We start from the raw sequence: 20469 nt of genomic DNA, 5'->3' as shown, positions 1-20469 counted from the left end.
GCCTACGTCAAGCCGTCCACGGGAGGGCTCTCCTCTTCGTCGTCGAGCCCATGGCGTGACTCGTCACGCGAGCCGAAGCCGCTCCGGGCCGCCGCGGCGCCGACCGCGCGCAGGATGTCGAGCGGGATGGGGAGGATGGTGTGGTTTCCGCCCGTCGTGATCTCCACCAGCGTCTGGAGATAACGAAGCTGGAGCGTGGCTGGGTTGCGGCTGAGCACGTCCGCCGCCATGGAGAGCTTCTCCGCGGCCTGATGCTCGCCCTCGGCGGCGATGATCTTCGCGCGGCGCTCGCGCTCCGCCTCGGCCTGTCGAGCGATGGCCCGCTGCATCTCCAGCGGCAGGTCGATGTGCTTCACCTCCACGTTGGAGACCTTGATGCCCCACGGGTCCGTGTGCGAGTCGAGCACCTGCTGGATTTCGCGGTTGATGCGCTCGCGCTCCGTGAGCAACTGGTCCAGCTCCACCTGCCCCAGGATCGCGCGCAGCGTGGTCTGCGCGAGCTGACTGGTGGCGTAGAGATAGTCCTCCACCTGGAGCACGGCCTTGTCCGCCTGGATGACGCGGAAGTAGACGACGGCGTTGACCTTCACGCTCACGTTGTCCCGCGTGATGACGTCCTGTGGCGGCACGTCCCGAGCCACGGTGCGCAGGTCGATGATGACCATGCGCTCCACGAAGGGGATGAGCCAGCGGAAGCCCGCGCGCTTCAGTCCCACGTAGCGTCCCAGCCGGAACACCACGCCGTTCTGGTACTCGGTGACGATGCGCACGCCGGAGAGGAACAGCAGGAAGACGGCGCCCAGGGGGATGAGGAACCCGAGCAGTCCGAATACGTCGGTCATGGCTTCACCTCGTCGACGAAGAGGGTGAGCCCGTCCACACGACGGACCACCACGTGGGTGCCCTGGCGGAGGGGCTTGGGAGAGGTGGCGCGCCAGCGCTCACCGTGGACGAAGACCTCGCCGTTCTCGGGCGAAGTGGGCGAGAGCGTGGTGCCCTCCTCGCCGACGAGCCCCGCGTCACCGCCGAGCTGCGGCAACTTGCGCGTCTGCGCGCCTCGCCACGCGATGTAGGCCGTGGCCCCCGCGAGCACCAGCGTGGTGGGAATCAACCAGGCCCACGTCACGCGGAAGGACGGGTCCACGAACCAGCCCGGGTCGAACCGGTCCACGAGGAACAGTCCACCCAATCCCAACAGCACCACACCCGAGGCCCCGAGCAGCCCACTGGTGACGAACAGCTCCGCGACGATGAGCGCCACGCCGAGCAGCAACAGCAGCAGCGCCCCCGTGCGAACGGGCAGCGCGGAGGACGCCATGAGCGCGAGCACCAGCGCCACCGCGCCGAGGAGCCCTGGAGCGATGCCGCCCGGATGGGTCAGCTCGACGACGAGCCCGAGCGCGGCCATGAGGAACAACAGGTAGACGAGCGAGGGATGCGCGAGAGCATGGACCAGTCTCTGTGACAGACCGGGCGTCAGCTCCACGAACCGCGCATCGCGGGTGTCCAGGTGCACGGTGTCCCCGCTGGCCACCTGGACCGCGCGTCCATGCACCTGGTCGAGGAACCCCTCTTCACTCGAGGACAGGTACTCCACCACGCGCAGCTCACGGGCCTGGTCCGCGCTGACGGCGACGCTGTCGCGCACGGCGGAGGCGGCCCAGGAGGCATTGCGCCCGCGCTGCTTCGCGATGCTCTCCGCGAAGGCGACGGTGTCGTTCTCTACCTTCCGCGCGAGCTGCGAGCCTCCCGCCGCCTCCGGGTCCTCGCCGGTGAGTCCCACCACGGGATGTGCGGCGCCGATTCGGGTGCCCGGAGCCATGGAGGCCACATTCGAGGCGAGGGTGATGAACACACCTGCGCTGCCCGCATGCGCACCAGAAGGGCCCACCCAGACGAGCACGGGCACGGACGAGCCCAGGAAGGCGCGCACGACGGCGTGCGTGGCCTCCAGCGAGCCACCCGGCGTATCCAATCGAACCAGCAGCGCCGAGTGCCCACCCAGCTCCGCGCGTCGCACGCAGTCGACCAGATAGGCGCCCGAGCCCGAGTCGACCACGCCATCCAGCTCACAGCGAGCCACCGTGTCGTGAGGGACCTCTGTCGGCGGTGTCGCCGCGAGCAACCCCAGTGACAGTGACAGCAGGAGCCCCATCGCTCCGAGTCGCCGCGTGTGCTGGAGTGTCGAGGCTCCCATGGAACGAGAGGGCCACACGTCACACCTCCTGGAGCTGGAGCGAGCCGTGGAGGGTGACCCGCGGGGCGTCGAGCCGTCGCGGACAGTCGTTGCTGCGCCGCCGCCAATCCGCCTCGGAGCCGGTGCTGTTGCCGCACGACCTCGGCCTCCACGCGGCTTCGACGCATCGGCCGAGGTCGCGCGACCTCCGAAGGAGGAAGTTGCCGAGGCGCAGAGCGGACACTCCATCACCGTGGAAACCCTCCCAGTCAGTCTCGAGGCAATGGACGGAGCCGCGTGACTCCGGGGCGCGCAGGATGGCCGCGACGTAGCTGTCACCAAGCACTCCGCTCAGCGGCTCAGCGCGGCCTCCACGCAGGAGCGCGGCGCGGCGCGGAAGCACGTCGAGCGCGACGCCACGATGAATGGCGGGTGCTCGCTTGCCGGCATCGACGACATCCCGCATGGCCGTGAAGCTCCCGGGGGTGAGGCCCTCCCGACACAACGGTGCTCATGGCCGACGGCCTCTTCCTCGAGGGCGCTCCGCATGTCCGGTATCCGGCATCGTGAGCGGGCGCCCGCCTGCCAGGCCGCTCAACGGCTGGTGGGACCCGGCGTTAGGCCCCACATTGCGGCAGGAGGTTCGCGCGGCATGGGCCGCCACCGGCAGTCCCATCATCTTGGACGAGGAGGATTCATGCGCCGTGTCGTTCTCATCGCAGCCCTGGGCCTGGGCGTCACCGCAGCGTTCGCATGTAAGACCACGCAGCCTCCGGGGACGGAGACGCAGGCGCCGATACAGGGACCCGATCAGGTGAGAGAGCCTGTGCAGACGGTGCCGAACGAACCGCCAGGTCCCGCCACGCCCATGCCCGCCGAGGCGGACGCGGGTACGACGCAGACGCCGTAGCGACCAGCGCATGGCCGACCCTCGTCTTACGCAGCCATCATGATTCGAGCGGCACGGATGCCTTCGTGAGGGACGTCCGTGCCGAGCCATCTGGATGCGGCCCGTGACAGCACGCCGAGGCTCGCGCACAGTGCGCGGGCACAGGCAAGCACCCACGGAGGCGCACGGTGGCGACCACGGTCTATCTGGCGGAGCGAATCTGGACACTGGATGCTGAGCATCCACGGGCCCGAGCCCTGGCCGTGCGCGATGGCCGCGTGCTGGCCGTGGGCTCATTGGACGACGTGCGAGCCGCGGCTCCTGGCGCGCGAGAGGTGGACCTGGGTGACGCCACGGTGGTCCCCGGTCTGGTGGATGCGCACGCGCACATCCACGGGCTGGGCCGGAGCCTCACCACGGTGCGCCTGGAGAAGGCGCCCTCGGTGGACGAGGTGGTGCGTCGCCTGGCGCAGGCGCCTGCCTCCAGCTTCCAGGGGGACTGGTTGCTGGGTCGTGGCTGGGACCAGAACGAGTGGCCCGGCGGAGCCTTCCCAGGGCGCGAAGCGCTCGACGCACGCTTCCCGTCGACGCCGGTGTTCCTCACGCGAGTGGACCACCACGCGGCGTGGGTGAACGGTGAGGCGCTCCGACGCGCTGGCATCACCCGAGACACCCAGGACCCGGAGGGCGGCCGCATCCTGAGGGATGCGCGGGGAGAGCCCACGGGTGTGCTCGTGGACAACGCGATGGACGTGGTGGCCGCGGCGATGCCTCCGCCCACGAAGGACCAGCTCGAGACGCGACTGCGCGCGGCGCTGGAGCGCTGTGCCCGGGTGGGCCTGACAGGCATTCACGACGCGGGCATGGACCTGGAGGCCTTCCGCGTCCTCCAGCAATGGGACGCACAGGGCACGCTGCCCCTGCGAGTCTACGCGATGGCGGCAGGGCAGGGCGACGAGCGGCACGCGTACCTGGAGCAGGGTCCCTGGCAGGGGCGGATGCTGACGATGCGCGCGGTGAAGTTCCTCGCGGATGGCGCGTTGGGGAGCCGAGGCGCCGCGCTCCACGAGGACTACAGCGACGAGCCCGGCCAGCGCGGGCTGTTGTTGATGTCCCCCGAGGAACTGGAGGCGAGGACGCGCGCGTTCATGGCGAGGGGCTTCCAGGTCTGCATCCACGCCATTGGAGACCGTGCCAATACCTTGGTCGTGGACGTGCTGCTGCGAGCCTCCGAGATGACGGGCACGCAGGCGCTGCGGCACCGTGTCGAGCACGCGCAGCTCCTCCGTCGCGAGGACATCACGCGCCTGGGCGCGGCGAAGCTCGTGGCGAGCGTGCAGCCCACCCACGCGACCAGTGACATGCCCTGGGCGGAGGCGAGGCTGGGCCGCGAGCGGCTGCGTGGCGCCTACGCGTGGCGCAGCCTGAAGGACGCCGGCGCGAATCTCGCGCTGGGCAGCGACTTCCCCATCGAGAACCCGGACGTGCTGGCGGGCCTGTACGCGGCGCGCACTCGGCAGGACGCCACGGGCAGGCCCGAGGGCGGCTGGAGGTCGGAAGAAGTCCTGACCGGACAGGAGGCCCTGGAGGGCTTCACGCTCGGCCCCGCGTGGGCGTCGTTCGAGGAGGCACGGCGCGGACGACTGGCGCCCGGACAGGACGCGGACTTCGTGGCCCTGTCCGTGGACCCGGTGGAGGGCGCCGCGAGGGGCCTGGTGGACGCGCGAGTCCTCGCGACGGTGGTGGCGGGCGTGGAGGTGTTCCGCGAGTCGCCGTGACTGCCGCTCACACGCTGAAGATCTGCGAGCGCGCCGCCTCGGCGATGGCGACGACGGCGGGGTGGCGCAGGCGTCGCTCGACGGTGATGGCGTAGAAGCAGGTCTCGATTTCGTCGGTGCGCCCGATGACGGAGCAGTTGAAGGCGCGCTCCATCTGCGACTCGATGACGGAGGGCATGGCGAACACGCCGTGCCCGCTCTGCCCGAAGGCCTGGAGCAGCGCGCTGTCGTCGAAGTCGCCGGCGATGAGCGGGCGCAGGTTCTGTCGCTCGAACCAGAGGTCCAGCGAGCGGCGCACGGAGGACTCGTCCGAGGGGAGCAGCACGGGCGCTCCGTCGAGCGAGCGGGGGAAGTCCTTCTTCAGGTGGCGCAGGTTGTTGGCCGCGAAGAAGGACACGCCGCACTTGCCCAGCAAGTGATTGAAGGAGCGGACGCTGACCGGCTCGGAGCTGGGGGCATCGGCGAGCACCACGTCCAGCTCATGCAGCGCCAGGGAGGCGAGCAGCTGGGGCAGCGGGCCCTCGCGGCAGATGATGCGCAAGGAGGGCCCCGCCTCGAGCGCGGGCTTGAGGAGCTGCTCGGCCACCAGCTTCGGGATGACGTCGAGGATGCCCACGTTGAGCCGCAGCTGCTGACCCGGGGGGAGGCCCGCGACCACGTTCTTCAGCTCGTTGCCCAGGCGGAAGATTTCGTCCGCGTACCGCATCACGGTGCGGCCCACGTCCGTGAGGACCAGCTTGCGGCCCTGTCGCTCGAAGAGCTTGTGGCCCAGCGACTCCTCCAGCAGCTTGAGCTGGCTGCTGATGGTCGGCTGGGCGAGGTGCAATTCCTCGCCCGCCTTGGCGATGCTGCCCGCCCGCGCAACCGTCCAGAAATACAGGAGATGGTGGTAGTTGAGCCAGCTCATGGGCTTAGAAATAACCTATGGATTCAGTTCAAACTACCTAATTTTTTTAAGGATGGCGGTGACTTATCTCTTGGGGCGTTCGCGGCGATTGGTTCGCCGCGAATGACCCGGAGGAGGTCCATGGAAGCCATCAAGGTGAGCGAGTTCTGCGAGTCCCCTGAGCTTGAGGTGTCGGGCGCGGTGGTCGAGGCGCGGGTACGAGAGCACCTGAATCTGGTGGAGCGGTTGGCATGGAAGTACCGCTGGACGGGGCTTCCGCAGGACGAGCTGGTGGCGGAGGGCAACGTCGGGTTGATGGAGGCGGCGGGGCGGTTCGAGGAGCGGGGGGTTCCGTTCGGGGCGTACGCGAGTCAGTGGATTCGGGCGCGCATCCGGGCGTACGTGGGGCGCAACTGGAGCATGGCGGGTGGGCGGGCGCCCTGGGTGGTGTTCCAGCTGCGGCGGGAGCGGGCGCGGCTGGAGGCCCGGTGGGGGGAGGGGCATCCGGAGGTGGTGCGGCGGCTGGCGGACGCGCTGGGCAAGAAGGAGGAGGACGTGGCCCGGGCGGCGGAGTCGCTGACGCGCGACGTGTCGCTGGACGCGCCGGTGACGCAGGACGGGGACGTGACGCGGCTGGAGGTGTTGGAGGGGGACTTCGAGTCGCAGGAGGACTCGGTGGACCGGGCGCAGTGGGCGGCGAGGCTGCGGGCGAGCGTGGAGGCGGCCTGGCCGGAGCTGGACGCGCGGGAGCGGGCGTTGGTGGAGGAGCGGATGATGGTGGAGGAGGGGGTGAGCGCGGAGTTCCTGGCCCAGCGCTTCGGGGTGACGGCGGTGCGCATCCGGCAGATCGAGCAGGGGCTGAGGGCGAAGCTGAAGAAGAGGCTCACGGCCAGTCTGACGACCTGGGACGCGGAGGCGATGCAGCGGGCGGCGTGACGTGGAGGTGAAGGGCCGTCAAATGGGTGCTTGACGGCCTGGGGACGGGCTCGATATGAGAGCGCGGCTTCTCGCGGTGACCCGTACGCCCAGGTAGCTCAGTCGGTAGAGCAGGGGACTGAAAATCCCCGTGTCGGTGGTTCGATTCCGCCCCTGGGCACACGTTGAAGACTTCAGGGCCCTGGACCTCTCTGGTTCAGGGCCCTTTGTTTTTCCGGCGGGTGTGCGGATTGAGCAGGGGCGGGCCGCAGGAGAGGGCGCCACCCTTCACCTGGTTCTCCAGGCTCAGGGCGGAGGCGCCGTCCGGGACCTGAACGAACCGGTAGCCGAGGTGCGCGTGGATGAACGCCTGGGTCCGCTCATCCAGTGACAGGACTCCGCTCGAGACTTGCTGGATGTCCTCGGGTGACAAGGTGGGGAGCACCAGCCGGTCGCAAACATAGACACAGAACTTGTCTCCGCTGCGCCGTCCGCTGGCGTGGCTCCTGAGTCGGTCCGCCAGTCCCCTGGGTTTGGTGGAGGAGGGCTCTTCCACGAGCGGACCTCTGCCTGCCATTCCCACGTAGACGAGCTGCTGGTCTCTCCAGATGGAGTACACGCCCGCGGCGATGCTCGGGAGGGTGCGGTGGGGCCAGCCGGAGAACGCGAACAGCGGCCCGTGCTCGAGATGATGGAGTGCGGCCGTCCAGTCGGGTCCCTGGAAGCGTGGGCTCGTCATGATGTGTGCAGGCTATCCCGCGCGGCGTGGTGGGCCCATCGTCGAGCGAGGTGGCGGCGAGCAGACGACCTCGTGCGAAGCCGGGTGCACAGGACGCCTGGGGCAGGGTAGAGAGAGGGCTCGGAGGAGTGACTCGAGATGGACGCGAACGCAGTGGCGGAGCTGGAGAAGGCGGGCGTGAAGGCGGATGCGCCGGACCGGCTGTTTGTCGCCGTGGAGTGGGACGCCGACAAGAAGCACGTGGTCCCCGTGGGCTCCCGCGCCCTGGTGCGTGATGGCGAGAAGCTCGCGCACGTCACCCTCCAGCCCATCTCCAAGCTGTGGACCGGTGACAAGGTTCCCCCCGACTTCACCAAGACTCCGCCTCCCGAGTATCACCCGTTCTTCATGCTCCTCGAGGCCACGGCCGCCGGCTACTGCCGCGCCGTGCGCAACACGGAGACGGACCAGGAGTTCGAGCGGCTCTATCGCCACCTCGCGCGCCGCCCGGATGGCACGGACCGCAACCCCCTGTTCTCGTACCTGCAGGGCGCCGCGCGCCTCTACCTGTCCCTGCGCGACGTGAGCAAGGCCGAGTTCGAGGCCGTCGTCCTCCGCCTGCACCAGTCCGCCAGGCACCACCAGACGCACGTCGGAAGCATCAACTACTTCCAGGACGTGCTGCGCGGTGTGCTCGGGGCCTGAGCGCGTCATCCTCCCCGCTCGGTAGGCCCCCCGCCCGAAAACGGAATATCGTGCCCCGCCGCCCGTTCCCGGGCGTCTTCCTCCACCTCAGGAGCACGGATGTTCCGTCAGTCCCTCCTCTGGACGTCGTGCCTGGCGCTGCTGGCGGCTCCTGTCGCCGGCGCCCAGACACAGGCCAAGGCCCCCAAGCCCGCCGCCGCGTCCTCCCAGAAGCTCGGCGCCAACGTCGAGACGCGCACCTTCAAGAACGGCCTCAAGGTCGTCGTCTGGCCGGACCACGACATCCCCAACGTCGCACTCTTCAACTGGTTCCGCGTCGGCAGCCGCAACGAGTACCCCGGCATCACCGGCCTGTCCCACTTCTTCGAACACATGATGTTCAACGGCGCCAAGAAGTTCGGCCCCGGTGAGTTCGACCGCGTCATGGAGGCCAACGGCGGCTCCAACAACGCCTTCACCTCCGAAGACGTCACCGTCTACCAGGACTGGTTCCCCCGCTCCGCCCTCGACATCATCTTCCAGCTCGAGGCGGACCGGCTCCAACACCTGTCCTTCGACCCCAAGGTCATCGAGTCCGAGCGCGGCGTCGTCTACTCGGAGCGCCGCTCCAGCGTGGACAACAACAACATGGGCGCCCTCGCCGAACAGGTCCAGGCCACCGCCTTCGTCGCCCACCCCTACCAGTTCCCCGTCATCGGCTGGCCGTCCGACATCGAGTCGTGGCGCATCGAAGACCTCCAGCGCTACTTCAAAACCTACTACGCCCCCAACAACGGCACCCTCATCGTCACCGGCGCCGTCACCCCCGCCGAGATCTTCGCCCTCGTCGAGAAGTACCTCGAGCCCATCCCCTCGCAGCCCGCCCCCGAGCCCGTCCGTACCCAGGAGCCCGAACAGCAAGGCGAGCGCCGCGTCGTCGTGAAGAAGGTCTCCCAGTCGCCGCTGCTCCAGCTCGCCTACCACGGCATCGCCGGCAACGACGCGGACGCCGAGGCCCTCACCCTGCTGCTCAACATCCTCGGAGACGGTGACTCGTCCCGGCTCCACCGCCGCCTCGTGGAGGAGGAGCGCGTCGCCATCCGCGCCGGCACCATGTACTCCCCCGGCTTCGACCCCGGCCTCGTCTGGCTCACCGCGGACCTGCCCGCCGGCGGCGACCTCGCCCGCGCCGAGGCCCTCCTCACCGAGGAGGTCACCCGCGTCGCCAAGGACGGCGTCACCGAGGCCGAGCTGCGCAAGGCGCGCAACATCACCCTCGCCAACCACTGGCGCTCGCTGGAGACCATCAGCGGCCGCGCATACACGCTCGGCGCCTCCGAGGTCTTCCGCGGCGACTACCGCAAGGTCTTCGACGCCCCCGCCCGCTACGAGCGCGTCACCCGCGAGGACGTCCGCAAGGTCGCCGCCCGCATCTTCGTCACCCAGCGCCGCACCGTCGGCTGGCTCGTCCCCACTGACGCCGCCGAAGTCGCCACCCCCGCCGCTCGCAAGGACGCCACGCGATGATCGCCCCCCTCACCTGGAAGACGGTCCTCGCCGCCGTCCTGCTCTCCTCGGGCACCGCCGCCGCCCAGGGCGCCGCGCCGTCCAAGCCCACCCCGACCGCCGCGCCCGCCGCCACCCAGGGCGTCAAGCTGCCCAAGCCCACCACCGTCACGCTCAAGAACGGCGCGAAGCTGCTCCTCGTCGAGCGCAAGGAGGTGCCCCTCATCGCCTTCAGCGCGTGGCTGCGCGGCGGAGCGCTCGCCGACCCGTCCGGCAAGGAGGGCCTGGCCGCCCTCACCGCGGAGCTGCTCCAGAAGGGCGCCGGCGCACGCGATGCCCGCCAGTTCGCCGAGGCGGTGGACGGCGTCGGCGCGATGCTCGACACCCGCGCCGACCTGGAGAACCTGGTCGTCAACGGCCAGTTCATGTCCCGCGACAGCGCGCTGATGGTGGAGCTGCTCGCGGACCTGCTCACCCGCCCGCGCTTCGCCCAGGATGAGCTGGAGAAGACGCGCGAGCGCATGGCCTCCGAAATCACCGCCGCCAAGGATGGTGACCCGCGCGGCCTCATCAACACCTACTTCGAGGCGTACCAGTTCTCAGGCCACCCCTACGGCACCCCCGTGGGTGGCACCGAGGCCTCGCTGCCCACGCTCAGCCGCGAGGACGTGCTCGCCTACGCCAAGAACCAGCTCGGCGGTGACAGGCTCATCCTCTCCGTCGTCGGTGACTTCGACAGCAAGGCGCTCGCGGCGAAGCTGGAGGCCGCGCTCGGTGGTTGGGCCAAGGCGGCGAGCCCCGCGCCCCAGGTGCCCGCCACCACCGTCTCCCAGGGCCGCCGCGTCCTGCTCGTCGACAAGCCCGACGCCACGCAGACCTACTTCACCATCGGCAACACGGGCATCGCGCGCAACGACGCGGACCGCGTCACCGCCAACCTGGTGGAGACGGTGCTCGGCGGACGCTTCACCTCGCTGCTCAACACCGAGCTGCGCGTGAAGTCCGGCCTCACCTACGGCGCCCGCGCCTACTTCGCTCCGAGCGCCCACCCGGGCACCTTCGCCATCTTCTCCTTCACCCAGACGGAGAAGACGGACAAGGCCATCGACATGGCGCTGGAGGTGTACAGCCGCTACCGCAAGACGGGCATGGATGACGCCATGCTCGCGTCCGCCAAGTCCTACGTGCTGGGCCAGTTCCCGCCCCGGCTGGAGACGGGCGGCCAGGTGGCCAACAAGCTGTCGGAGCTGGCCTTCTACAACCTGGACGCGAGCGACGTGGATGGCTTCGCCACCGCCGTGTCCGCCGCCACCCGCGAGTCCGTGGGCGCCGTCCTCCAGCGCACGCTGCCCGCGCCGGAGAACCTGACCTTCGTCTTCATCGGCAAGGCCTCCGCCATCCGGGAGATGGCCCGCAAGTACGGCCCCGTCACGGAGATGAAGATCTCCGACAAGCGCTTCGCCCCGGCGGCCGCGCCCGCCAAGCGCTGAATCCCAGGCGGTCCCATCGCGCCCTCCGGGTCCGCCGACACCACGTCGGCGCCGGGGGGCGCGGTGCGTTCGGTCCATGGACAGACATCCTTGCGAGGAAATGGCCCGCAACACCTGACGGGCCTGGATTGCGCAAACCTCGCACGGATGCTTGCTGGATGTGATTCATCGCGAGCGCCCCCTGGGCCGTCTGGAGGGCCTCGGCTAGCGTGCCGGGGCTTTCTTCCGAAGGGGGCTCTCATGAAATCGCCGCGATGGTCTTTCCTGCTGGGCGCGACGTGCGTCGCGTGGCTGGCGGGATGTGGAAGTGGTGCGCCCGAGTCGAGCGGACTCGGCGCCGGGCTGGCTTCCGTCGATACGGACACGGACTCGACCGGGGATGGGACGTGGATGGGGGAGCCCATCGCCGAGGGCTGCGAGCCGGATGGCGGCGTGCCCACGGATGGCGGCGTGCCCTCCGTCGACGGGGGCGTGCCCTCGGCTGACGCGGGAGTGCCCTGGGGGTTGGTGTGGGTGAAGAGCACCACCCGTTTCCACACCTCCGTGGGCGTCGCCCAGCAAGAGGAGGACCTGTCCGCCAATCCTCCCGAAATCCTCGTGCCCACCGGCTCGACGTTCGAGCTGCACCTGGGCTCGGCACACCCGGAGGGTGGCTGGCTGTTCACCGGTATCCGCCAGGGGGCGTACTACCTGCGCAGGGGGTCCACCTCCCTCATCACGAGCGCGAGATACGTGGACGTCGGTCGCAACCGCCTGGGCCGCTCCGACGCGCAATACGTGGACGTGGCCTCCTCGCCGCTCCAGGTCAACCTGCTGAACCTGGCGCCGTGGCAGAACTGGGAGAGCGGCACGCAGCCCGGCTCCAGCCTCCAGCTCACCTCGTCGCAGGTGGACCTGTACTCCACCGCGAGCGTCTTCGACTTCATCCCGGATGGCGCGACGTCCATCGTCACGTCCAACGCCGTGATGGACTCGGGCCTGGGCAACCTTCCGGTCTTCGAGGCGGACAAGGGAGACCGGCTCTACGTCAACCAGCTCAGCGAGTTCAGCGCGGGCTCCCTCCCGGATGGACGCCCGCTGGGCTACACCGCCGTGGAGCGCTCCGCGCAGGTGGGAGCCTTTGACTTCCTGCCGGATGGCTTCACGCCCATGCCTGTCACCGGGCTGCTCCAGCCGGCGCGGATGCGGGAGTTCCCCATCGAGTGGCGGCTGCCTGACTTCGCGCGCTTCGCCTCGCACGTCCACCCCAATGCACAGCCGGGGATACCGCGCCTGGACCTGGTGCCCGGCCCCCACGGATTGCAGGAGGGGTGGATTGGCTATACCGGCGAGCTGCTCAGCCTGAGCCTGCCGCGTGGCACCGCGTATGACCTCACGGCGCGTCTGCGGTTCGGCAATCCCTATCCGTCGAACTGGGGCGTCATCGGCGTGGTGTCCTATTCGTTCCGCAACCAGGAGCGCATGCCGGATGGCTCGGGCCGGCTGGGCAGCATCACCGGGGGCTATACGGAGTGGGACTCCATCGACAACCTCATCGCCGGGCCCCTGGTGCCCAAGCTGTCGCCTCCGCTCGCCTTCACCATCGATGGCGTGCCCGCCACGATTCCGCGCAGGGTAGGGACCGTCAGTCCGGTGCTCGCATGGACGCCGCCGCTGGTGGGCACGCCCAGCGCCTACCGGGTCAGCATCCAGCGGTTCGACCCGGACCTCGGCTTCGCGTTCACCTGGCGGGTGCTCTACATGCCCGGCTCCGTCACCCAGGTGCGCCTGCCTCCGGATACCCTGGAGCCCGCGACCAGCTACATCGCCACGGTGAGCGCCATCGACAGCCCGAACGTCGCCATCGAGAACTTCCCCTTCCGGACGTTGGATCGACTGCCGTATCGCTCGTTCGCCACCACGAGTTCGTACTTCACCACGCCGTGACGCTCGGCGCGTGAGCTCGCCGGGGGCCCTCCGTGTCCGGGGCTCCCGGTGGACGGGTCACTTCGCGCCCTGGATGTCCCGGGCGCGAGGTGGCGGCTTCGTCGAGTCGCGGTAGCGGCCCTGGCACTTCTGGAAGCGCGCGTCGACGGAGCGGGCGAACCAGGCCGTGGTGCGCTCGCCCTTCAGCTTCGGGCTCTGGAGCGTCACCTGCGGCAGCTGCGCGTAGACGGGGGACTGGCCCGTCTGGTTCGCGAAGACGCGCTTCACCGCGCGGAAGGTCTCCGTGGACTCGAAGGACTCCTCCTTCTCCTTCTTCACGTCGCGGCGGACCTGACGCTCGCTGAGGTCCGGGGCGAGCGTGCGACGGAAGGTGAGCAGCGCCGTCAGCGACTTGCTGTCCTGGCTCTTGGGCTCGCCGTTCTTGTCGTAGAGCTGGAGGTCTCCGTCGAGCACCAGCGACACGCCGGTGAGCTGGCTGACCTGGGCCTGGAGCGCGGCGTTGCGCGAGGCGTAGACCCCGGCGTTGTAGTCCGCGAAGCGGAAGAGGGGCTGGGGGTAGGCGGCCTCGAAGCCGAGCAGTCTCGCGGTGCCGTAGCGCACGCCGCCCGCGCGGGTGTACAGCGCGTCGCGCACCTTCACCGGGTCCGCGTCCTCGCCCGCCTTCTCCACCGCGTAGCGGACGCTCACCTGCATGGAGCCCGCGGTGGTGACGGGGTTCAAGTCCTCCAGTCGCCGCGAGGAGAACAGGGCGCTGGCCAGGTTCATCGTGGCGTAAGTGGTGGGGTACTCGGCCTCGTAGAACGCGAGCATGTCGCGGAAGAGCTTGTCGAGGTCCCGCTCGGTCTGCACGGCGCGCAGCCGCTCGTCGAACGTGCGCTTCTGGCCGGGCGCCTTGCCGGAGAGCACGGAGGCCAGGGCCTTGTGACCGAGCGGGCCCAGCGTGTCCGCGTGCTCCTCCAGCTTCGCGCGCACCATGCGCGAGAGGTTCGGCACGGCGGGGTCCGCCTTGTAGCCGGACTCCTGCTCGATGATGGCGAGCACGGAGCACACCGCGACGGGAGAAGGCGGCACGTCCTCCGCCTCCAGCGCGGCGAGCACGTCGCGGGCCCAGCCCTCCTTCTCCTTCACGTGCGTGGGGATGAGGCGGGTGACCTGCTGGACGGAGAGCCTGGGAGGGGGCGGGACGGTGGGCTCGGGCGTGCCCGCGCCTCGGGGGGCGCAGGCGGTGACGAGACACAGCAGGGCCCAGGCGACGCGCTGAGCTCCGCGGCGTCGCGTTCCGGTTCCACCTGGGCCTGGGTCATCCATCCGCGCGCCTCCGAGATGCGGCACACCGCTCCACCGATGTCGGACGGTGGAACAGCCCGTACGGCGACTTCCTCCCGCCGCCGTGCTCGTCGACGGCGGGACCGCGGAGGCATTCAGTCCGTGACTCGGGGCGTCATCCTACCTTGGCTCAGGTGGAGGCGGAATGTGTTCGCACGGGAGCGCGGGTGGGTCGCACCTCGCGTGCGACGTGGTGACGACTCCAGGATGGCGAAGCCCGATGGCTCGGGCGTGTCCTCGTGGCGTGATCGTCTGCACCTGCTTGGCCGTGGCGGAGGCGTGCGTCGCGGGGCACCGCGACCTTCCATGAAGACGAAGCCCGATGGCGCTCGGGCGTGTCCTCGTGGCGTGGTCGTGGACTCGGCTCGGCGAGAGGCGGACGTATGCTCCCGTCAGCAACTGCCTGTCAGCGGCGGATGCGCACGTCGCGCGCGACGCTGCGGCCTCCCATGAGGACGAAACCCGCTCGCACCGGCGTGCCCTCCTGGAGCTGGCGCAACGACACGCGCCGGCCCTGGCGCATGCCCTGGCTGCGCTCGTCGAGCGTGAGCACGTAGTCGTTGCCCTCGCGGTCTCGCACGGTGATGGTGTCGCGGCCCACGCGCTTGACCCGGCCGCTCACGGCGCTGGAGGCGATGACCACGTCCTCGAGGGAGCGGTTCGACGTGTCCTCGGGGAGAGCGGCCTGCGCCGCTCGCGCGGCTCCCTTGAACCAGTCCTCGTCCTCGCTCGCCTGCACCGCCTCGGTGCCAATCATGATGCGACCCGCGCCACCGGTCCCCGTGCTCGCGATGGCGTTGCCCTGCGCGCCCGTGCCTTGCGTGGTGCTGGTGTCCCGCGCGCCCGTGCTGGCGTTGCCCGTGCTCGCGGTGTTGCCCTGCGCGGTGCCCGTGCTCGCGGCGTTGCTCTGCGCGGTCCCCGTGCTCGCGGTGGCGTTGCCCTGCGCGTTGCCCGTGCTCGCGGCGTTGCCCTGCGCGGTGCCGGAGTTCCGCGCGCCCGTGCTGGCGTTGCCCGTGCTCGCGGCGTTGCCCTGCGCGGTGCCGGTGTTCCTCACACTCGTGGCAGCGTTGCCTTGCGCGGCGCCAGCAGTCCGCGAGCCCGTCGCGGTGTTGCCCGGGGCTGTACCCGTTACAGGGTTGCCTCGCGTGTCGCCGCCCGTGCTCGTGCCGGTGTTCTGCTCAGTACCCGTCGGAGTCCCGACGAGGCCCGCCAACTCGGGAGACTCGACCTGCTCGGACTGTCCACTCGTGGCGCGAGCCGCCCTTCCACCTTCGTGTCCCTGGCGCTCGGCACAGCCCGTGACGCACGCGCAGAGACCCAACATTCCCACCCACGCCCATCGACTACCCATCCGCGCACCTCGCGTTCTCATTCGGAGTGACCTGCGAGGAGGTCCGTGCAAACGCCGTGCTCCAGCCAACCAGCCCGGGGGCCCGTGCCCTCGTCAGTCCCTGACGGCGTCTGCTCGCCTGCCAGCCCTCGATGCGTCCGGCCCCGACGTCGCTCAGCGCGGGCTCGCCATCGCGCGCGCCACGGCCTTCACGTGGGTTCGCACCAGCTCGCGCGACGCCATCAGGTCCGTGGCGTTGTCGGGCGTGTAGCCCAGACACAGCACCACGTCGTCCTCGGGCGAAGCGCGCACACCGAGCTTCATGTAGTCGAGCATTCGAGGCACGGGCTCGCCCTCCGTGTCCTTCGTGAAGCGACCGAAGACGCCCGCCTTCGGGTCCCTGCGCGGCGCCGTCTCCTTCAGCGCGAACAACTTCCGCACCGCCGCGAGCACCCCGGGCTGCTCCACCATCTGCTCCGGCCGAGCCGGTCCACCCAGCTCCCACTCCAACAGCCGCAGGCAGCCACGCACGTACTCCACATCCGTGATGACCAACCCATACAGATACCAGTCCGCGCACGCCGCCTGGACCAGGCGCGCCTGCCCATCCGTCAGCCACCCGAACGACGGACACGTGAACGTTTCACACACCGACGCGCGATACACGCCGCAGTCCCGCAGGTCCGTCCCACCCGTCGTCAGCGGATGCCCCAGGCACCCCACCTGCTTGCGGTCCTTGTCCAGGAACCCCAGCAGCGGACACACCCTGACCGCCGGGAACATCGGCGCCGCTCGGCGCGCGTCCACCAGCTCCTTCGCCGCCGCGCTCCAGGCAGACGCCTCGTACGGCACCCGACGCAGCCGCTCGGTCTGCATCGCGAGCTGCTCCATCAGCGCCCCGCGCGAGTGGTCCCTGAAGTTGTAGAGGCCACAGCAGGCGCCACACGAGGCGCCCCCACCGGGCTGGCAGAGGTGGAAAGAGACAGACACCCTTCACATCTTACGAGCACCAACGATTAATGCAGCCGAAACGTAGCGAGCGAGCAGTCGTTTCACACACTCCGAGCAGGCGGCCGGGCGTCGGAGTGTGAAGCCCGAGTGGGGTGGGTTCAAAACCACTCGGGGCGCATCCGGGCGTAGGAGTCCTCGCCGGTGCGACACAAGTCGACGAGCAGGGGCACGCGGGGCAGCTCCACCGCGAACCAGTACTGCGCGGCGGCGAGCTTCCCCTCGTAGAAGTCCGAGTCGCCCTGGCCGCGCGCCAGGCCCTCCTTCGCCGCGGCGGCCTGCTCCAGCCAGCGCCACGCCACCGCGAGGATGCTGAACAGCTCCAGGAAGTCCGCGCTGTGGCGCAGCATCAGCTCCACCTCGCCCGCCATGCCCTTGGCGCCGAGCTCCGAGACGAGCTCCGCCACCTCGCCACACGTCCGCTCGAGCGCGTCACCCCACCCAGCGTCCACGCCCGCCGTCTTCGCGCGCGCCACCGTGCGGCCCACCTCCCGCGCGAAGGTCGCCAGCGCCGCGCCGCCGCCCGCCACCACCTTGCGGCCGAGCAGGTCGAGGCCCTGGATGCCCGTGGTGCCCTCGTGGATGCTGTTGAGCTTCTGGTCCCGGAGCCACGCCTCCGGCAGGTACTCGCTGGAGTAGCCGTAGCCGCCGTGCACCTGCACCGCGAGCGCGTTCGCCTCGAAGCCGCGCTCGGCCGGGAAGCTCTTCGCCACCGGCGTGAGCAGGTCCACCAGCAGCCCCGCGCTCCGGCGCGTGTCCTCGTCCGCGGCGTGTGACGCGAGGTCCGCCTGGTACGCCGCCGTCACCAGCAGCGACAGGCCGCCCTCCACGATGGCCTTCTGTCTCAGCAGCATGCGCCGCACGTCCGCGTGCTCGATGATGGGCGACTGCGGCCGGGTGGCGTCCTTCGCCCCGGCGGGCCGACCCTGGGGCCGCTCGCGCGCGTACGCCACCGCCTCGTGGTACGCCGCCGACGCGGTGGCCACGCCGTTGAGGCCCACCATGATGCGCGCCTCGTTCATCATCTGGAACATGCACGCGAGCCCCCGGCCCGGCGGGCCCACCATCCAGCCGCGACAGTCACCCGCCTCGCCGTAGTTGAGCGCGAGGCTGGGGATGCCCTTCCAGCCAATCTTGTGGATGACGCCCGCCACGCGGACGTCGTTGTCCACCAACGCGTCGCCCTCGCGCCGCCGCGCCGGCACCGCGAACAGGGAGATGCCCCGCGTGCCGCTCTCGGGGCCCTCGGTGCGCGCGAGCGTGAGGTGCACGACGTTCTCGGTGAAGTCCTGGTCGCCGCCGCTGATGAAGATCTTGGAGCCCTGGATGCGCCACGTGCCGTCCCCCGCGGGCGTCGCGCGCGTGCGCACGTCCGCGAGGCTGCTGCCCGCCTGCGGCTCGGTGAGGGCCATGGTGCCGGTCCACTCGCCCCGGTACAGCGGCTCCATGAAGGCCTGCTTCACCTCCGGCGAGCCGAAGACCTCCAAGAGGTGGGCCGCGCCGTGCGTCAGCCCCAGGTACGCGTACGCGCTGAGGTTGGCGGCCATGAGGTACGCGCTGGCCAGCGCGTGCACCGTCATCGGAAGCTGTTGTCCGCCCACGTCCGGAGGCCGGGTGGCGGTGAGCATGCCCAGCTCGACGAGCCGCGGGTACAGCTCGCGCATCAGCGGGTGGACCTTCACGCGGCCGCCCTGGAAGGACGGGGGCTCCAAATCCAGCGTGCGGTACGTGGGGTAGAGCACCTCGCGCGCGAAGCGGCGGGCGCTGTCGAGCAGCAGGCCGAAGGTCTCGCGCGAGTGCTCGGCGAAGGCGGGAAGCGTGCAGAGATGCTCGACGTGAATCACCTCGTCGAGCTGGAAGTCCACGTCGCGGTCCGACAGCAGCGGATTGGGGCGGGGCGCGCTCATGCCCGCGTTGTTAGCAGGAGCGCTACCAGGAGGCGATGGCCTCGTCGAAGTCCACGGCCTCCTCGTCGTCGTCGCGAGGCGCGTGGGTTCGCAGTGCGGAACGTCGCCACCGCTTGCCGGGACCGCGAGGCGTCTGGTGTCGCTCGCCCAGGACCTCCAGCAGGCCGGACGTCATCGCCGCTTCACCCAGGCCTTCCAGGCGCATGGGGCGACGCAGGCGCCCCAGGAGGCGTCGCCGCGCCGGGCCCGAATCCCAGTTCGAAGATGTTGTGCTCCACATGACACGCTCCTGCTCCGGGAGGCACCCGCTGCTGCTTGCACGTACGACTCCTCAACTTGGGTCTGCCCTCCGGTCCGTGCCATGTGGGGAGCGCTCGCCCCCTCGCCGGCCGCCGGCTGGACGACACGGAGACCGAGCGCCCGTCCGCTCGGCCCCCGGCCTCGAACGACCGCTCAGCTGTCCGCGTTGACCGTTCACCGGCGTCGTCCACGGAGGCACTGTCCGCTGGCGGATAACCCGGGGCATGCGACGCATGCTCCTGCTGCTGCTGGCGATGGCGGTGTGGGTTCCCTCCCTGCAACTGGGGTTTCGTCCCGACAATCCCCGGGACTGGGTGCCGGCGCTCGCCGCGCGGCAGCGGGCCCTGGCCCTGGTGGCGGAAAGCCCCGAGCGCGACGTGCTGCGTCGGTCCAATCCGGAGTGGGACCTGATGGCGCGCACCTTCTGCGTGCTCGCCTTCGCGAACCTGGCGCTCCACGAGCCGGAGCGCAGGGCGGAGCACCTGGCCGTCGTCGACACGCTCATCACGCGCACGCTGGAGGACGAGCGGGGAGGGGTGGACACGTTCCTCCTGCCGTACGTGCACGCCGCGCCGTTCAGGGACGCCTCGGGGCGCAGCCTCTTCATCGAGGGCGAGGTGGCGTTGATGCTCGCGGCCCGGCAGCTGGTGGAGCCGCGCGAGGCGTGGGCGTGGCCGCTGCGCGAGCGGGTGGACCGCATGGCCGCGCAGCTGGAGCGGGCCCCGCTGCTCTCGGCGGAGAGCTATCCCGACGAGGGCTGGATCTTCTGCAACACCGTGGCGCTCGCCGCGCTGCGCCTGTCCGACGCGGTGGATGGCCGCAGCCACGCCTCGCTGCGCGAGCGGTGGGTGCGCTCGGCGCGCGAGCACCTGCTGGACGCGCGCACCGGGCTGCTCGTCTCCAGCTTCACGCACGAGGGCGCGACGCGGGACGGACCCGAGGGCTCATCGCTGTGGCTCGCCGCGCACATGCTCCAGCTGTTCGATGCCGACTTCGCTCGCGAGCAGTTCGAGCGCGCCCGGGCGCTGCTCATCGGCGAGCGCCTGGGCTTCGCCTGGGCGGCGGAGTGGCCCGCGGCGGATGCGCGCGCGGACGACATCGACTCCGGTCCCACGATTCCGCTGGTGAACGCGAACGCGGGCTCGAGCGGATTGGCGCTGGTGGCGGCCTCGGCCTTCGGCGACGAGGCGCTGCTCATGGGGCTGTCCACCAGCCTGCGCTTCGCCGCGTTCCCCATCCTGGAGGACGGCGGCCTGCGCTTCGCGGCGGGCAATCCGCTGGCCGATGCCGTGTTGCTGTACTCCCTGACGCAAGGTCCGCTGTGGCGGCGAGCGCTGTCACCGCGAACGCTGGAGGCCCACCGATGATGCTCACCCGGATGTCGCGCGCGCCCAGGGTCCTCATGGCGCTGGTGTGGGTCGCCGTCTTCCTGCTGCTGCACCTGGCGGGAGGCCGGCAGTATGTCGGCGTGCTGTCGGGCACCCGCGTGGGGGGCGCGCCCGAGCTCGTCTTCGGGCTCCTGTACGCGCTCACGTGGTTCGGCGCCGTGCTGCTGGCGCCCATCCTGCTCCTGGCGGGCCTCGCGGACGCGGCGCTGCCCCGGCCGCCTTCGGCGAAGCGGCGCTGAGCC

The 20469-nt window shown here is 70.3% G+C and carries 18 protein-coding genes and 1 tRNA gene; 9 read left to right on the top strand and 10 right to left on the bottom strand.

The features are described from left to right. Window positions 1-2 precede the first annotated feature (2 nt). From VZQ01_RS15340 to VZQ01_RS15330, 3 genes are read right to left on the bottom strand one after another with little or no spacing between them, the layout of a single operon-like run. Entirely contained in the window at window positions 3-842 is an 840-nt protein-coding gene (locus VZQ01_RS15340) for a slipin family protein (RefSeq protein ID WP_426748215.1), read from the bottom strand. Beyond that, window positions 839-2197: an NfeD family protein gene (locus VZQ01_RS15335; RefSeq protein ID WP_267698185.1), complete on the bottom strand. Its 1359-nt coding sequence runs from the start codon at window positions 2195-2197 to the stop codon at window positions 839-841. The genes VZQ01_RS15340 and VZQ01_RS15335 overlap by 4 nt, the downstream gene beginning before the upstream one ends. Window positions 2198-2216: 19 nt before the next feature. After that, the gene (locus VZQ01_RS15330) at window positions 2217-2642 is read right to left on the bottom strand and encodes a hypothetical protein (protein WP_426748214.1); all 426 of its coding nucleotides are present in this window, start codon (window positions 2640-2642) and stop codon (window positions 2217-2219) included. Between the two features lie 611 nt (window positions 2643-3253). Here VZQ01_RS15330 and VZQ01_RS15325 point away from each other — a divergent pair. Beyond that, the gene (locus VZQ01_RS15325) at window positions 3254-4843 is read left to right on the top strand and encodes an amidohydrolase (protein ID WP_426748213.1); all 1590 of its coding nucleotides are present in this window, start codon (window positions 3254-3256) and stop codon (window positions 4841-4843) included. Window positions 4844-4850: 7 nt separating this feature from the next. Here the strand turns inward: VZQ01_RS15325 and nhaR are convergent, their stop codons facing one another. Next, complete coding sequence (gene nhaR / locus VZQ01_RS15320) at window positions 4851-5750, bottom strand: transcriptional activator NhaR (protein ID WP_046710904.1); 900 nt, start codon at window positions 5748-5750, stop codon at window positions 4851-4853. Between the two features lie 120 nt (window positions 5751-5870). Here nhaR and VZQ01_RS15315 point away from each other — a divergent pair, with 120 nt between their 5' ends. Then, a complete protein-coding gene (locus VZQ01_RS15315) occupies window positions 5871-6665 on the top strand; it encodes a sigma-70 family RNA polymerase sigma factor (protein ID WP_426748212.1) in 795 nt (264 codons plus the stop codon). Window positions 6666-6752: 87 nt separating this feature from the next. Further along, window positions 6753-6825, top strand: a tRNA-Phe gene (locus tag VZQ01_RS15310). Window positions 6826-6861: 36 nt separating this feature from the next. Here the strand turns inward: VZQ01_RS15310 and VZQ01_RS15305 are convergent. Further along, a complete protein-coding gene (locus VZQ01_RS15305) occupies window positions 6862-7383 on the bottom strand; it encodes a hypothetical protein (RefSeq protein WP_267698181.1) in 522 nt (173 codons plus the stop codon). Between the two features lie 138 nt (window positions 7384-7521). On the opposite strand from VZQ01_RS15305, the gene VZQ01_RS15300 reads away from it, so the two are divergent. The 4 genes from VZQ01_RS15300 to VZQ01_RS15285 all read left to right on the top strand — a co-directional run bounded on the left by VZQ01_RS15300 (window position 7522) and on the right by VZQ01_RS15285 (window position 12968). Beyond that, window positions 7522-8067 (top strand): hypothetical protein, encoded by a 546-nt coding sequence (locus VZQ01_RS15300; protein WP_426748211.1) that lies wholly within the window; start codon window positions 7522-7524, stop codon window positions 8065-8067. Window positions 8068-8166: 99 nt separating this feature from the next. Then, on the top strand, window positions 8167-9573 hold the full coding sequence (locus tag VZQ01_RS15295) for a M16 family metallopeptidase (protein WP_426748210.1): 1407 nt from the start codon (window positions 8167-8169) through the stop codon (window positions 9571-9573). After that, window positions 9570-11042 carry a M16 family metallopeptidase gene (locus VZQ01_RS15290; protein ID WP_223749311.1) on the top strand — a complete coding sequence of 491 codons (1473 nt, stop codon included), beginning with the start codon at window positions 9570-9572 and terminating at the stop codon, window positions 11040-11042. Before VZQ01_RS15295 ends, VZQ01_RS15290 begins: the two co-directional genes overlap by 4 nt. A 240-nt stretch (window positions 11043-11282) precedes the next feature. Next, complete coding sequence (locus tag VZQ01_RS15285; protein ID WP_223749312.1) at window positions 11283-12968, top strand: hypothetical protein; 1686 nt, start codon at window positions 11283-11285, stop codon at window positions 12966-12968. Between the two features lie 57 nt (window positions 12969-13025). Here the strand turns inward: VZQ01_RS15285 and VZQ01_RS15280 are convergent, their stop codons facing one another. From VZQ01_RS15280 to VZQ01_RS15260, 5 genes are all read right to left on the bottom strand, one after another. Beyond that, window positions 13026-14276: a DUF1615 family protein gene (locus VZQ01_RS15280; protein WP_267698177.1), complete on the bottom strand. Its 1251-nt coding sequence runs from the start codon at window positions 14274-14276 to the stop codon at window positions 13026-13028. A 424-nt stretch (window positions 14277-14700) separates the two neighbouring features. Beyond that, window positions 14701-15348 (bottom strand): hypothetical protein, encoded by a 648-nt coding sequence (locus tag VZQ01_RS15275; RefSeq protein ID WP_223749314.1) that lies wholly within the window; start codon window positions 15346-15348, stop codon window positions 14701-14703. Between the two features lie 450 nt (window positions 15349-15798). Then, window positions 15799-16614 carry a hypothetical protein gene (locus tag VZQ01_RS15270; RefSeq protein ID WP_223749315.1) on the bottom strand — a complete coding sequence of 272 codons (816 nt, stop codon included), beginning with the start codon at window positions 16612-16614 and terminating at the stop codon, window positions 15799-15801. Window positions 16615-16733: 119 nt separating this feature from the next. After that, complete coding sequence (locus VZQ01_RS15265) at window positions 16734-18539, bottom strand: acyl-CoA dehydrogenase (protein WP_223782429.1); 1806 nt, start codon at window positions 18537-18539, stop codon at window positions 16734-16736. 22 nt (window positions 18540-18561) lie between these two features. Further along, window positions 18562-18744: a hypothetical protein gene (locus VZQ01_RS15260; RefSeq protein WP_223749317.1), complete on the bottom strand. Its 183-nt coding sequence runs from the start codon at window positions 18742-18744 to the stop codon at window positions 18562-18564. Between the two features lie 319 nt (window positions 18745-19063). Between VZQ01_RS15260 and VZQ01_RS15255 the strand changes: the two genes are divergently transcribed. Together VZQ01_RS15255 and VZQ01_RS15250 are read left to right on the top strand one after the other, a co-directional pair. After that, window positions 19064-20206, top strand: a complete 1143-nt coding sequence (locus tag VZQ01_RS15255; protein ID WP_426748209.1) for a linalool dehydratase/isomerase domain-containing protein — start codon at window positions 19064-19066, stop codon at window positions 20204-20206. Continuing rightward, complete coding sequence (locus VZQ01_RS15250) at window positions 20203-20466, top strand: hypothetical protein (protein WP_223782431.1); 264 nt, start codon at window positions 20203-20205, stop codon at window positions 20464-20466. The genes VZQ01_RS15255 and VZQ01_RS15250 overlap by 4 nt, the downstream gene beginning before the upstream one ends. Window positions 20467-20469: the final 3 nt, after the last annotated feature.

The sequence above is a fragment of the Myxococcus faecalis genome (assembly GCF_050039385.1).
Classification (GTDB): Bacteria; Myxococcota; Myxococcia; order Myxococcales; family Myxococcaceae; genus Myxococcus; species Myxococcus fulvus.
The sequence above is the reverse complement of the archived record's forward strand: the minus strand, read 5'-3'. Positions and strand labels throughout refer to the sequence as shown.

Excerpts from the sequence above, each read along its gene's own strand:
- VZQ01_RS15340 (WP_426748215.1), bottom strand. The coding sequence starts at position 842 with ATGACCGACGTATTCGGACTGCTCGGGTTCCTCATCCCCCTGGGCGCC.
- VZQ01_RS15335 (WP_267698185.1), bottom strand. The coding sequence starts at position 2,197 with ATGGGAGCCTCGACACTCCAGCACACGCGGCGACTCGGAGCGATGGGG.
- VZQ01_RS15330 (WP_426748214.1), bottom strand. The coding sequence starts at position 2,642 with ATGCGGGATGTCGTCGATGCCGGCAAGCGAGCACCCGCCATTCATCGT.
- nhaR (WP_046710904.1), bottom strand. The coding sequence starts at position 5,750 with ATGAGCTGGCTCAACTACCACCATCTCCTGTATTTCTGGACGGTTGCG.
- VZQ01_RS15315 (WP_426748212.1), top strand. The coding sequence starts at position 5,871 with ATGGAAGCCATCAAGGTGAGCGAGTTCTGCGAGTCCCCTGAGCTTGAG.
- VZQ01_RS15305 (WP_267698181.1), bottom strand. The coding sequence starts at position 7,383 with ATGACGAGCCCACGCTTCCAGGGACCCGACTGGACGGCCGCACTCCAT.
- VZQ01_RS15300 (WP_426748211.1), top strand. The coding sequence starts at position 7,522 with ATGGACGCGAACGCAGTGGCGGAGCTGGAGAAGGCGGGCGTGAAGGCG.
- VZQ01_RS15295 (WP_426748210.1), top strand. The coding sequence starts at position 8,167 with ATGTTCCGTCAGTCCCTCCTCTGGACGTCGTGCCTGGCGCTGCTGGCG.
- VZQ01_RS15290 (WP_223749311.1), top strand. The coding sequence starts at position 9,570 with ATGATCGCCCCCCTCACCTGGAAGACGGTCCTCGCCGCCGTCCTGCTC.
- VZQ01_RS15285 (WP_223749312.1), top strand. The coding sequence starts at position 11,283 with ATGAAATCGCCGCGATGGTCTTTCCTGCTGGGCGCGACGTGCGTCGCG.
- VZQ01_RS15280 (WP_267698177.1), bottom strand. The coding sequence starts at position 14,276 with ATGGATGACCCAGGCCCAGGTGGAACCGGAACGCGACGCCGCGGAGCT.
- VZQ01_RS15265 (WP_223782429.1), bottom strand. The coding sequence starts at position 18,539 with ATGAGCGCGCCCCGCCCCAATCCGCTGCTGTCGGACCGCGACGTGGAC.
- VZQ01_RS15260 (WP_223749317.1), bottom strand. The coding sequence starts at position 18,744 with ATGCGCCTGGAAGGCCTGGGTGAAGCGGCGATGACGTCCGGCCTGCTG.
- VZQ01_RS15255 (WP_426748209.1), top strand. The coding sequence starts at position 19,064 with ATGCGACGCATGCTCCTGCTGCTGCTGGCGATGGCGGTGTGGGTTCCC.
- VZQ01_RS15250 (WP_223782431.1), top strand. The coding sequence starts at position 20,203 with ATGATGCTCACCCGGATGTCGCGCGCGCCCAGGGTCCTCATGGCGCTG.